The following is a 12,425-nucleotide window of genomic DNA, read 5'->3' on the forward strand; positions in this document are numbered from 1 at the left end:
TCGATCCGCCGTTCTCTTGGGTTTGACGGCGTTTAGCGATCGCATGCTACAGTATGATGACGGCTTAGACTTGCGGTAGTAACCGAATTTCAATTCATTTTGTTCAAATTGTCCTCAGTTATTTTAGGGGTGTTTAACATGATGTTAAGTGAAATCCCGCTCGGCCGGGCTCTAAGATATGGCTTCGCCGGTTTTGTCGGCGGCTCCATTGCGCCGGCAGCGGTCGTCCTGCCAGCCATTGCCCAATCCGGGCTTGCCGCCCTGTCCACAGAATTGCTCTTCGACTGGTCGTTCCTCGCTGCGACGGCCCTGCCGCTTGTCGGAGCGGGTGTCGGCTGGCGGATCGCCGCCTGGGAGGCGCTGCTGCAGGATCGAATCAGGCGCCTTGAAGGTGGGGCGTCGGATCTCGCAGTCGCGTCGCGCTTTGATCAGCTGACGGGCCTCGGGAATCGACAAGCGCTCGAAGAGACACTGCGCGTGCGCATGCGAAGCGCGGATACGTCCTCGGGCACCCTTCTCTTGATCGACCTCGACCGATTCAAATATGTCAATGATACCTTGGGGCATGCGGCAGGCGATGCCCTTCTGGTCGCCGTTGCAGATCGGCTGCGCCAATCGGCCGGGGACGGCGCCTTGCTGTTCCGACTGGGTGCTGATGAATTTGCGGCCATCCTTCCGCAGGCATCCCGGCGACCGGTGGCAGAGTTCGTCTGCCTTGAGATCGAGCATGCGCTTGCGCAGCCCTTTGAGCTAGAGCATGGACGGATCATGGCGGGTGTGAGCATCGGCGCGACGCTGATCGCTGCGCAGGACCGGGATGTGAAGGTGCTCCAGCAGCGAGCCGACCTCGCTCTCTACCGTGCCAAGGAGGCCTTTGGCCCGAGTCATGCTTTCTATGACGAGGCTTTGGCACGACAGGTCAGGGACGGCCTTGAACTCGAGCGCGATCTGGCGCGCGGGTTGCTCGACGGAGAATTCTATCTCGAGTACCAGCCAATCGTCGGTGTTGAGAACGGCGAGGTTCGGTCGCTCGAAGCGCTGCTGCGCTGGAGCCACCCGAAACGGGGGCTCATTACGCCGGATATCTTCATTCCGCTCGCCGAAAAGACGGGAATCATCCAGGCGATCGGAAAATGGGTCGTGCAGCAGGCTTGTGCGTCGGCTGTGACATGGCCGGCACCGACTGGCGTCAGCGTCAATGTTTCTGGCGACCAGTTCAAGGATCCGAACTTCGTTACGCATATTCTTGATTGTCTTGCAGAGACCGGTCTCGCTCCTGAACGTCTCACCATCGAGGTGACCGAGGCAGTCTTCTCCGTCGACATCGATCTCGTTTGCCGCAGTCTGGCGGAACTTCGGTCGAGCGGTGTCCGGATCGCGCTTGACGATTTTGGCACCGGCTTCTCCTCCATCAACAATCTCAGGCTCTTTCCCCTCGACGAGTTGAAGATTGACCGATCCTTCGCGAGTCAGATGCTGGAGACGAGCCAGGGGGCAAAGCTGGTCGACCTGATGCATAAACTGTCCGAGACCTTTCAGATCCGCACGACGATCGAGGGGATCGAGACGAAGAACCAGCTCGACTTCATCAAGCTCCTCGGCATCGGTGAAGCGCAAGGCTTCCTGTTTGCCAAGCCCTTCGCTGCGGGAGAGGTGATGGAGTACCTGCAGAAGCGGCTCGTGCAACCGACAAGCCCTGCGCTGCCTTGAACGGCGTTCGGGAAAGCCGCTTTCTTCTTTGTCGACCGTCCTTCCGTCATGCTTTCCTGCTTTTATGACGGAAGTTTGAGGAGATATGGATGCCGGGTTGGGTGAAGTGGGTTTTGCGCGGTGCGATCGCCGTTGGCGGGCTTGGCGTGGTCGCCACCGGTTGGCTGGTCGCATTTCCGCCTGAGCTTTTGCGGGTGGGCACCGGCTATGGTGCGAAGATCATCTGTTCGAATGTCTTCATCGCCGGACGTGACGCCGACGAAGTCCTGCGCGACGATGTGCAGGCGCCGGGCCACCCGCTGTTGCGACTGGTGAGCGTCGATGTTGATCTCGAAGGGAGACTTGTCCGTACCGCCATGCTCGGCGTCGTTGCACCCTCGCTCGCGCTGTACCGTCCCGGTCTCGGCTGCGCCAATGTGGACGCTACGGATGTCGACGCCGCGCGCCGACTGACCGCGCCTCCGGCAGAGGCCGTGGCGGTAGACGCGAACCTGCCATGGCCGGAAGGCGAGGGCGAGGCGGCAACCGATCCGAGGCTCGCAGCCGTGCTGGCCGATCCCGCACTGCTCGGACCGGGTTCCCGGGCGGTGGTGGTGATCAAGGATGGTCGGATCGTCGGAGAGCTTTACGGGCCGGGCTTCAACCGGAATACGCCCCTGCTTGGCTGGTCGATGACCAAGACCGTGACCGCAGCGCTGGTCGGCATGCTCAAGGGCGAGGGGCTCATCGACCCGGATGCGCGAGACCTGTTCGGCTCCTGGTCCGGCGATGGCCGCCGGGACATCCGGCTTGCCGATCTCCTGGCGATGCAGAGCGGCATTGCCTTCAACGAGAGTTATGGCGACGTCACCGACGTGACGCGGATGCTCTATCTGGAGCGCGACATGGCGGCCTATGCCGCCTCGCTTCCGGCGTCTGCGCCGCCGGCAACCCTTTTCAACTATTCCTCTGGCGAGACCGTGCTGATTTCCCGCTATTGGATGTCACACTTCGAAGATCAGGCAGAAGCACGCGCCTTCCCGCGCAAGGCGCTTTTCGACGCCATCGGCATGCACAGTGCCGTGCTGGAGGCCGATCAGACCGGGACCTTCGTCGGCAGTTCCTACCTCTATGCCACGGCCCGCGACTGGGCACGCTTCGGCTTGCTGGTCGCAGAGAACGGTGTGTGGGCGGGACGCCAGCTCATCAATCCCAGTGTCGTCGCGCAGATGATGCGCCCGACCGATGTGTCAGACGGCCGCTACACGCACGGCCAGTCCTGGCAGAATGGTCCGGAGGACGACGACAGCGTTCATGGTCTGCCGGACGAGACGGTCTGGATGCTTGGCCATGATGGCCAGTCGATCGCAGTCATTGCTTCGGAGCGTTTGGTTGTCGTGCGCCTTGGCCTCACACCGCGCCGTCTGGATCACAAGCCGCAAAAGCTGGTGCAGGCCGTGCGGCATGCCCTGCGCTGACGACCGCAGGGAGCGTCACTGCATCAGATGCAACAGCCCCTTGCGCTTGGCATCGTAATAATATCCTCGCGCGTAGAGGCGAACCGCCTGATCGTGATCGTTTTCTGCGACAAGCCAGGCGCCCTTGAGGTACTTCACTGCATACTTGATGTTGGTCTCCGCGTCGAACAGACCATCGGCCGGTCCGTTGTAACCCATGGCCCTTGCCGTGTTGTAGCGGATCTGCATCAGGCCGTAATTGCCCTTGCTGTAGGCCTCGGGATTGTAGCGGCTCTCTCGGTGAACGACGCGATGCACCAGATCAACCGGGATCTCGTAGAGCTTGGAGTATTTCTCGATCAGCGCATTGAGGCGGGTCGGTCCGATTGTTTCCGGCTTCCGGTCGGATGCGAGCGTCTCCGGTTCGCCGGGTGGGGAGATGTCGAAGGGGTCGCCGAAGCTGGTCAATGCCGTGGCGCGGAGCGGGGCGGCATAGGCGAGAATCACGGGTGCCTGTTCGCCGGCCGCGGCGTTGCCTGCCCCCGGCGCCAGAGCCGCGGATGGTGCGATACCCGGAGGTGCTACAATCGCCTGAGTCTGGGCAGTCGCGGCCGCCATTTCCTGGCCGACCGGCAAGGACGAATCGGGCGACGTCACCATGGCAAGCGCCTCCGTGGCAGCGGTCTGCTGTGTCGTCGGTGACAGTGCGGACGCTTTGAGCAACGGGATCGGCGCGGCGGTCTCGGTCCCAGGAATGATCTGGGGCGGTCCGGGATTGGCGGCTGCCAATTGCGCCGGGGACATCACCGAACTCACCGGGGCAGCCGTGCCGCTGGTCGCAGCTTCGGCAGCCGACGCGGCCAGCATTTCGGGCGACTTCGGATTTGCGACGGGCGCGGAGGCGAAATCAGCCTTCACGCTGTCATCGATCGCGGTGCATCCGCCCAATCCAGCCAACAATGAAGCAGCCATGCACAGAGCAATGCCGCGGTCGGTTCTGACGTTCATGCCACTATCCGTTACGAGATGCACGCGAACGGCCCCAGCAAATCACCGGATGGTTCGTTCTGATTTCTTAATCTATGCCCGAGATTGCGGCAAGCTTGCGGTCCAGTCGGCAATTCACCTGGCCTCGCTGGCTCAGGCCGCAATCTTGCGATAGCCGGCGGTGACTGCCTTTGCCGCGATCAGCACGGTTCCGCCCGACCGATTCACGGTTCGACGAACCGCATGCTTTTTCAGGGTTTTCCGTGCCTTCTCCGCCATCAGCGCATAGGGCAGGCACGTCATCGCCGCGACGAGCACGAAGATGCTGCCAAGGGCGATCGCCTGGGGGAGGAACGGTAGCTCCGGCAGCAGGAATTGAGGCAGAAGTGCGGCGGTCAGCAGGTTGGTGCGCGGATCCCGGGCTTCGCTCTCGAAACTGTGCAGGATGACTCGCAGAGGCTTTTCCTCGCGCAAGTTATCGTTGTCTGCGATCGGTCCGGTGCCTACGGGAGCGCGCGAGAAACCGATGACCAAGAGGACGAGGAAGGCGAGGCCGATCCATTGCAGGACCGCGAAGGCCCAGCTCGACAGTGTCAACACCGCCCAGGAAGTCGCCAGTGTCACCGATGCCGTGAGCGCGGCGCCGAGCGCGACGCCGGTCACTGTGGCGAAAGCGCTCTTGCGGCCATGCGCGAGAGCATAGGACAGCACCAGACGTTTCGACCGGCCAGGCACAAGAAGCATGGCCGTTGCAACGACTGCGAACAGGATCCAGGTGGCATGGGGCATAACACTCACTCCTCCTTCAAGAGGAAGCCAGCTTTCCGCCGCGAGGTCAATGGATCGGGCGGTAGTTCTGGCCGAGATAGTCCATCACTTCTTTGAACCACGGTGTTTCGAGATCGAAGGGCTTGCCGCCCTTGATGCGCGGGAACTCGATTGTGCGCAAGCGTCCGCCCTGATCCTCATCGTGGCCGGTCACGCCGGAGACCTTGTTCAGGCCACTTTCCACCGCGAGATCGACCATACTCTGGATCAGGCGCAGATCCTCGTAATTGGCCGGAGCCGAGCGGGCGTAATAGCCAGACTTCTGAACCATGGAGCGATCCGCATCGAGAAGCTTGGCGAAGTGCTTCTGGAACCAGTTGCCGACATTGATGGTGTCAAGCTTCACATGGCCGAAGGCGTCGCGCTTGACCTCTTCGCCGGCGGCTTCACGATCCGCAACGATCTCGTCCATGCAGGCGCCTTCCGAGACGAAAAGCGTGACGAAGCCGGTGCGGTCCATGATCTCCTTCAGACGCCTGGCTTCGCCCTCCATGTCGAAGTGGGTCTCCGGCAGGTAGAGGCCGTCAATATTCTTCAGCTCCTGGTTCATCATGAAGCCTTCGATATACTCATTGTGCCGGGTGCGCTGGATGTAGGCGCGCGCCGTGGCCGCCGTCAGCCAGCCGCAATGGCGGCCCATGACCTCGTGGATGACGAGGGTGCGCGGGGAAGCGCTCTGTTCGTTCGAAACGTGATCGAAGAAGCGGGCGCCGACCTCCGCTGCCGTCCAGGCGCCGAGCGTCTGCTTGATCGGGTAGACGTCGTTGTCCACGGTCTTTGGCAGGCCGACCACGGTGAGGTTGTAGCCGTTGGCGCCAAGATAGGCGGCGAGGTCAGCCGCAGTGGTGTTGGTGTCGTCACCGCCGATGGTGTGCAGGATGGTCACGCCGTCTGCCGCAAGGCGTTCAGCTGCGACCCGCAAGGGGTTCTCGCCTTCCTTGACGAGGCCGCGCTTGACGCAATCGGCGACATTCGTCAGCTTCACGCGGCTGTTGCCGATTGGCGAGCCGCCGTACCGGTGCAGGACATGCGCCTTCTCACGCATCTCCTTCGTGATCTCGATCTTGTAGTCCATCAACAGGCCACGGAAGCCGGACTTGTAGGCGATGAGCTCGACATCAGGTGCGATGTCCGTATAGCGCTCGATCAATCCGCCGACGGCGGACGAGAGGCAGGGAGCGAGCCCCCCTGCGGTCAACATCGCGACTTTCTGCTTGGCCATCGATCCTCCTCGGGCTCCATCATTGCCCGTCTTGCTGACTGTTCAGGTGGCAAATGGATGCGACAGGCGGGGCGGGCTGTAAAGCCAAAAAATCAAGGAAAACGGGCGTTTCGCTGACTTCAGGGTGGCGATGTCGAATATAATCGATTCAATTGCAGCGGCACGGCGGGAGGGGAACTGTGGATAAGCAGTCGTGCCGGGGTGCCGGTCCCTGGAAGGTCGCATTCAGCGAAACCCATTCAAGATGAAGAAACTTTAATCCTTGCCCGAGGTCTCCGCTCCTTGCTTTTTCGAGGCATATTTGGTCAAGCTTCCGACATGATCTTCGATTTCGCCTGCGAACAAATATCGTCATTCTGGGACCGTTTGCTGGGCGCAATCGGAGAGGCGGCCGGCAATGTGATCGGCAGCATCGTCGAGACCGTGCGCACGGTCTTCGAGGGCGACCCAGAAACGCGGCGTCGTGTATCCTTTTCGGTGGCGATCATTGCGCTTTCCGCCAAGATGGCGAAGGCAGACGGAATAGTGTCGAATGCCGAGGTCGAAGCCTTTCGCAGGATATTCGAGTTTCCGCCGGAGGAAGCCCGCAATGTTGCGCGTCTCTACAATCTCGCACGTCAGGACGTGGCCGGCTTCGAGACCTATGCCAGAAACCTCGCGGGCATGTGCCGGACCTGTGACGAGTTCTGCCCTGTCCTGGAAGACATCATCGACGCGTTGTTCCACATCGCCAAGGCGGACGGTCTGGTGCACGAGAAGGAGCTGGCCTTTCTGGCCCGGATCGCCGAATTGTTTGGCATCTCGGATGAACGGTTCGCGTCGCTCACCGAGCGGCACATCCATCAGGATGGGGATCCCTATGGCGTTCTCGGCGTGAAGCCGTCCGACGATTTTGCAACCATTCGCAAGCGCTACCGCGCGCTCGCCGCCGAGAATCATCCGGACCGGCTGCATGCCCGGGGTGTGCCGACTGAGTTCCACGCAGTTGCCCACCATCGGATGGCGAGCTTCAACGCCGCTTACTCGGCGATCGAGAAAGCGCGCCGGGCAGCATGACTTCGTTTGCAGCCGACTATGGGCGTGCGGAGGTCTGTCCGTCGCCCAATCATGGTGAGCGTCTCGAGGTCGAGCGGCCGGATATTCTTCTCCTGCACTACACTGGCATGCCGTCAGCCGAAGGGGCGCAGGCCTGGCTCTGCAATCCTGAGAGCCAGGTATCCAGCCACTATATCGTCCATGAAGACGGACGTGTTGTGCAGATGGTCCCCGAATCGCGGCGGGCCTGGCATGCGGGCAAGAGCAACTGGGCCGGAGAGGTGGACATCAATTCGCGTTCCATCGGCATAGAGATCGCCAATGCCGGACATCCGGCGGGCCTGCCCGACTACCCCGACAGACAGATCGAATCCGTCATCGAATTATGTCTCGAATGCGTCGAACGTCATGGGATAGCCCCTGATCGGGTGCTTGCGCACTCCGATGTGGCGCCCATACGTAAGGTGGATCCGGGTGAAAATTTCCCCTGGGAGAAGCTCCATCGGGCAGGGGTGGGTCATTGGGTGGCGCCTGCTCCGATCGCAGGGGGACGGTTCTTCCAGCGGGGTGACCGGGGGCAGCCTGTCGAGGCCCTGCAGTCCATGCTGTCGCTCTATGGTTATGGGATTGAAATTTCTGGCGAATTCTGCGTCAGCACCGAGGCCGTGGTCGCTGCATTCCAGCGGCACTTCCGGCAAGCCAAGGTTGATGGTGTGGCCGATAGTTCGACCATAGAGACGCTGCATCGCCTGCTGGCTGCTCTGCCTCGTTTCACCTGAAAAATGCCTGCCGCTGCCGCCTTCCTGACCGGGGAAATCAACCCGCCGCGCTGCTATTTGTTGCAGTGCCACAGGAATTCCTCATTGGGTCGCTCTAAAGGACGGGCTGAACGGCGCCGGTGGTTCGCAGAAGAACCCGGCGCAAACATCAACTTCAGAGAACCGAAACGGGCGGCCCGGTGAGGGCTCGCGACGCAAGCTTGCGTCCGCTTTGACGCGTGCCGGATTTCGGTTGCTCGATTGGAGACTGAACCTTCCCATGACACGACGACTTGTTGCTGCTGCGGCATGCCTCGCTCTTCTTTTGTCTCACGCCCAGTCAGCGCTCGCCGGCAGCGAGGAGCGCCGCTTCAAGAAGCCGCTGAAGACGATCACCCGGGATGCCGGCTACCCCGCTGCCCCCGCCTTCTCGAAGAGCCCCTACGGCGCCATCATCTCGAAATATGCCAAGGCCTATGGCGTTCCCGTCGATCTTGCTCATGCCGTGGTCCGGATCGAAAGCAACTTCAATCCGAAGGCGCGCGGCAGTGCCGGGGAGGTGGGGCTGATGCAGATCAAGCCGGCTACCGCTCGGGCCATGGGCTATCGGGGGAAAACCAAGGGGCTCTACGATCCCGAAACCAACATCCGCTATGGCATGAAGTATCTCTCGATGGCCCATGAACTGGGTGGTGGCGAAACCTGTGGCACGATCCTGCGCTACAATGCCGGCCATGGCGCCAAGCGCATGAACCCGATCTCGAAGCGCTATTGCGGCAAGGTCATCGCGCTGATCGGCGATTGACAAAGACCCATGCCCGATCCTGCAAACCGACTGGACAGCGTGTCTTGCCATGGTATCACCGGACGCAACGCAAGGGTGATGATGCATGATTGAACGGTTCAAGTGGATTGTCGTTGGACGGGGCATGATGGGAGCCGCTGCAGCTCGTCATCTGGCGCTGCAGGCAGACGGGGTTGCCGTGATCGGACCCGACGAACCCAAGGAATGGTCGTCGCATCACGGGGTCTTTGCCAGCCATTATGATGAAGCCCGGATCACCCGGACAATCGATTCGAACCCGGTCTGGGCGCGGCTCGCCAACCGGTCGATCGCCCGTTACGGCGAGATCGCCGCCCAGAGCGGGATTGATTTCTATCAGGAGGTCGGCTGCCTGATCGTCGGACCGAAGAGGGGAGGACGTGATCCCTATGTTGGTCAGGTCGAGGCTGCGGCACGCGAGCTCGGTGTGTCGGTTGAGATGCTGTCCGAGACGGCACTCCAGGCGCGCTTCGGTTATTTCGATTTCGGTGACGCGTGTGAGGGCGTCTACGAGCGGGCAAATGCCGGCTACGTCAATCCGCGCCGGCTCGTCGAAGCGCAGAGTGTGCTGGCCAGCAAGGCCGGTGCCCGGGTGATCCGTCAGACGGCGATTTCGGTCCGCGAGGAGCAGGGTCTTGCCATTGTCACCACCGATGACGGGGCCGTCTACACTGCGGAGCGTGTGCTTGTCGCCGCCGGTGGCTTCTCAATCAATGACAATCTCCTGCCGCGTCCAATCGATCTCAAGGTCTATGGACGCACTGTGGCGTTCTTCGAGATCGACGAGGCAAACCTGTCGGCCTATGCGGGTATGCCATCGCTCATTCACCAACCGGATGACCCGATCGATCATATCTACCTGCTGCCGCCTGTGCGCTATCCGGACGGCAAGACCTATCTGAAGATCGGCGGCGATCCCGACGATCTGCTGCTGGAAACCGAGCCGGAGGTTCGGGCGTGGTTCCGTCGCGGTGGACGGCTGACGACCCGTGACCATTTGCGCCGAATCATTTCCGATCTGGTGCCAACGCTTGCCGATGCACCGGTTTCGATGGCGGCCTGCGTGACGTCCTTCACCCCGGACAATTATCCGGCGATCGGCTTTGTCAGCGACCACGTCGCGGTGCTCACGGGCGGTTGCGGAGCGGCGGCGAAGAGCTCGGACGAGATCGGTCGTCTCGGCGCCGAACTGCTCCAGCACGGGCGTGTGGTCGATGAGAGCTATGGTGACGTCTTTCAGCCCGTCTTCAGAGACTGATTCATCAAAAGCGCCCAAGGGGGTGCTTCGGCCTCGCTTTTTGATGGCAATCGGGCAAAGGGTCGGCTAAGGACCCGATGCCAGTTGGCCGGGCAGCCGCGCTTTACCAATGCCGAAAGGCGGTAGGGTGAGGAAAGTCCGGGCTCCACGGAAACACGGTGCCGGATAACGTCCGGCGAGGGCGACCTCAGGGAAAGTGCCACAGAAAGCAAACCGCCTCGCATGCGAGGTCAGGGTGAAAGGGTGGGGTAAGAGCCCACCGCGTCGCTGGCAACAGGGACGGCACGGCAAACCCCACCGGGAGCAAGACCGAATAGGGATGACGCGGGCGGCGCGAAAGCGTGGCTACAGCCTGTTTCCGGGCCAGTCATCCGGGTGGGTTGCGCGAGGCAGCGTGCAAACGCTGTCCCAGATGAATGGCTGCCGCGTCCCGGGAAACCGGGGCCTTACAGAACCCGGCTTACAGGCCAACTGGCAAAAATTTCCCCTGTGACGATTTCATGTCCAAGCGACTGAAAACACAAACGGAATGCGCGGCTCGACCGCTCATCACGTTTTTGGCACCGCATGCCGAAAAGCCCTCTTGAAACAGCGGCTTCTAACCATTCGTTAAGCCTAACAGCCTATCAATGATTGAATCGTGGAGCTGGCTCATCCCGACCGTTCCCATTGACGCCCATATTGTCCCATGGTATCCCAAATGCATGCCGTTGCGGGGGTCTTTTCATCCCCGGAGTACCGCAAATCAGGCGCCTCCTCCCGTTGCTCGGGCGGGTGTGTCGCGGGTGTGGCGGCTGGTGTATCCATGTGTCTTCGGGGGTCGGTAGATCCTTCGTTCAGGGGGAGGTCGGTTGTCAGTGATGAGCCGCTTCCTGTCCAATGCGACAAACAGGATCGATGCGAAGGGGCGGGTTTCCGTCCCTGCGGCTTTTCGTGCCGTGCTGGTGCAGCGCGGAATTCAGGAGCTTTATTGTCTTCAGGATTTCGTCTATCCGGCGATCAATGTCGGTGGTCCGGATCTGCTCGAGCGATACGAGCGGAGGATGGCTGCCGAAGATCCCTTCGCGTTGGAGGCAAACGAGATGTCGCTGCTCCTTCATGGTGGCGGCGTCTTTGCGCGACTCGATGCCGAAGGGCGGTTGGCGGTGACGGATTTCATCCGGGATTTCACGGGGATTTCCTCGGAGGTCTGTTTCGTCGGTCGTTCGGATCATTTTCAGGTGTGGCAACCGCAGGCGTTTCACGAGGCGCAGGCGCGAGCCAGAGAGGTGGTCAGGCAGCGGAGCCTGCGCACCTAGAAAGACGGGGAAACGGAATGGCGGCGACACCTGGCGAAGGTTATCCTGATGCCGAAGGCGGACCGGTTCGCCACATTCCGGTTCTTCTCTTCGAAGTGCTGCATGCGCTGGAGCCCGAGAGCGGCAAGGTGATTCTGGACGGTACCTTCGGTGCTGGCGGTTATACGTCCGCCATTCTTGCCAAGGGTGCGGATGTCGTCGCGCTTGATCGCGACCCGAACGCCATTTCTGGCGGTCAGGCGCTTGTTCTGTCGAGCGGTGGTCGGTTGACCCTGCATCACACGGAATTCTCGAATCTTGCCGATTTTGCTCCCGACGCGGGGCTCGATGGTGTCGTTCTCGATATCGGGGTGTCCTCGATGCAGATCGACGAGGCCGAGCGTGGCTTCTCGTTTCAGCGAAACGGTCCGCTCGACATGCGCATGGCGGCCTCGGGCGTTTCTGCCGCCGATGTCGTCAATCGTGCCAAGGTTTCTGATCTCATTCGCATCTTCGGCTTTCTCGGCGAAGAGAAGCATTCGGGCCGAATCGCCCGCGCCATCGAGAAGCGCCGCCTGAACGAGCCTTTCCAGACGACACGCGATCTCGCCAACCTCATCGAGACCGTCAATCCGCGCAAGGCCAAGGACAAGATCCATCCGGCGACCCGCGTCTTCCAGGCGCTGCGGATCTATGTAAACGACGAGCTCGGCGAGCTTGCCCAGGCGCTGTTTGCTGCCGAGCGGGCGCTGAAGCCGGGCGGCCGCCTCGTTGTCGTGACCTTCCATTCGCTGGAGGATCGTATCGTCAAGAAATTCTTCTCGGAGCGTTCCGGCAAGGCGTCAGGTTCGCGCCATCTTCCCATGGTGGAAGCGCGGGCGGCAACATTCGAACCGGTCGGCAAGGGTCTGGTCGCGGCAAGCGAGGAGGAGGCGGAAATCAATCCGCGTGCTCGTTCCGCCAAGCTGCGCGCCGGCATCCGCACCTCGGCGCCTGCCGAGCGCGCCGACATGTCGATCTTCGATCTGCCTGACCTTGCCACTCTCGAAAAGATCGGAGGCTGACCCGTGTTGAGACCCTTCGATTTCCTG

Annotated in this window: 11 protein-coding genes and 1 other RNA gene; 9 read left to right on the forward strand and 3 right to left on the reverse strand. The window is 61.4% G+C overall.

The window, feature by feature from the left end:
• Positions 1 to 138: 138 nt before the first annotated feature.
• Positions 139 to 1,710, forward strand: coding sequence for a putative bifunctional diguanylate cyclase/phosphodiesterase (locus tag J2045_RS11475; protein WP_307372882.1), 1,572 nt, complete (start codon positions 139 to 141; stop codon positions 1,708 to 1,710).
• A gap of 89 nt (positions 1,711 to 1,799) precedes the next feature.
• On the forward strand, positions 1,800 to 3,167 hold the full coding sequence (locus J2045_RS11480; RefSeq protein WP_307372884.1) for a serine hydrolase domain-containing protein: 1,368 nt from the start codon (positions 1,800 to 1,802) through the stop codon (positions 3,165 to 3,167).
• Between the two features lie 15 nt (positions 3,168 to 3,182).
• Here the strand turns inward: J2045_RS11480 and J2045_RS11485 are convergent, their stop codons facing one another.
• From J2045_RS11485 to J2045_RS11495, 3 genes are all read right to left on the reverse strand, one after another.
• Positions 3,183 to 4,154, reverse strand: coding sequence for a lytic transglycosylase domain-containing protein (locus J2045_RS11485; RefSeq protein ID WP_307372885.1), 972 nt, complete (start codon positions 4,152 to 4,154; stop codon positions 3,183 to 3,185).
• 132 nt (positions 4,155 to 4,286) lie between these two features.
• Positions 4,287 to 4,922 (reverse strand): LysE family translocator, encoded by a 636-nt coding sequence (locus J2045_RS11490; RefSeq protein ID WP_307372887.1) that lies wholly within the window; start codon positions 4,920 to 4,922, stop codon positions 4,287 to 4,289.
• A gap of 46 nt (positions 4,923 to 4,968) precedes the next feature.
• Positions 4,969 to 6,183: a pyrophosphate--fructose-6-phosphate 1-phosphotransferase gene (locus J2045_RS11495; protein WP_307372889.1), complete on the reverse strand. Its 1,215-nt coding sequence runs from the start codon at positions 6,181 to 6,183 to the stop codon at positions 4,969 to 4,971.
• A gap of 318 nt (positions 6,184 to 6,501) precedes the next feature.
• Between J2045_RS11495 and J2045_RS11500 the strand changes: the two genes are divergently transcribed.
• From J2045_RS11500 to rsmH, 7 genes are all read left to right on the forward strand, one after another.
• Complete coding sequence (locus J2045_RS11500) at positions 6,502 to 7,239, forward strand: J domain-containing protein (RefSeq protein WP_307372891.1); 738 nt, start codon at positions 6,502 to 6,504, stop codon at positions 7,237 to 7,239.
• Positions 7,236 to 7,997 (forward strand): N-acetylmuramoyl-L-alanine amidase, encoded by a 762-nt coding sequence (locus J2045_RS11505; RefSeq protein ID WP_307372893.1) that lies wholly within the window; start codon positions 7,236 to 7,238, stop codon positions 7,995 to 7,997. Before J2045_RS11500 ends, J2045_RS11505 begins: the two co-directional genes overlap by 4 nt.
• Before the next feature lie 259 nt (positions 7,998 to 8,256).
• Entirely contained in the window at positions 8,257 to 8,781 is a 525-nt protein-coding gene (locus J2045_RS11510) for a lytic transglycosylase domain-containing protein (protein ID WP_307372895.1), read from the forward strand.
• An 85-nt stretch (positions 8,782 to 8,866) separates the two neighbouring features.
• On the forward strand, positions 8,867 to 10,057 hold the full coding sequence (locus J2045_RS11515; protein WP_307372899.1) for an NAD(P)/FAD-dependent oxidoreductase: 1,191 nt from the start codon (positions 8,867 to 8,869) through the stop codon (positions 10,055 to 10,057).
• An 80-nt stretch (positions 10,058 to 10,137) separates the two neighbouring features.
• Positions 10,138 to 10,536, forward strand: an RNA gene (rnpB, locus tag J2045_RS11520) — RNase P RNA component class A.
• Between the two features lie 381 nt (positions 10,537 to 10,917).
• Positions 10,918 to 11,355 carry a division/cell wall cluster transcriptional repressor MraZ gene (mraZ, locus tag J2045_RS11525; protein WP_307372901.1) on the forward strand — a complete coding sequence of 146 codons (438 nt, stop codon included), beginning with the start codon at positions 10,918 to 10,920 and terminating at the stop codon, positions 11,353 to 11,355.
• Between the two features lie 17 nt (positions 11,356 to 11,372).
• Positions 11,373 to 12,398 carry a 16S rRNA (cytosine(1402)-N(4))-methyltransferase RsmH gene (rsmH, locus tag J2045_RS11530; RefSeq protein ID WP_307372903.1) on the forward strand — a complete coding sequence of 342 codons (1,026 nt, stop codon included), beginning with the start codon at positions 11,373 to 11,375 and terminating at the stop codon, positions 12,396 to 12,398.
• Positions 12,399 to 12,425 lie beyond the last annotated feature (27 nt).

The sequence above is a fragment of the Peteryoungia aggregata LMG 23059 genome (assembly GCF_030814435.1).
GTDB classification, from domain to species: domain Bacteria; phylum Pseudomonadota; class Alphaproteobacteria; order Rhizobiales; family Rhizobiaceae; genus Allorhizobium; species Allorhizobium aggregatum.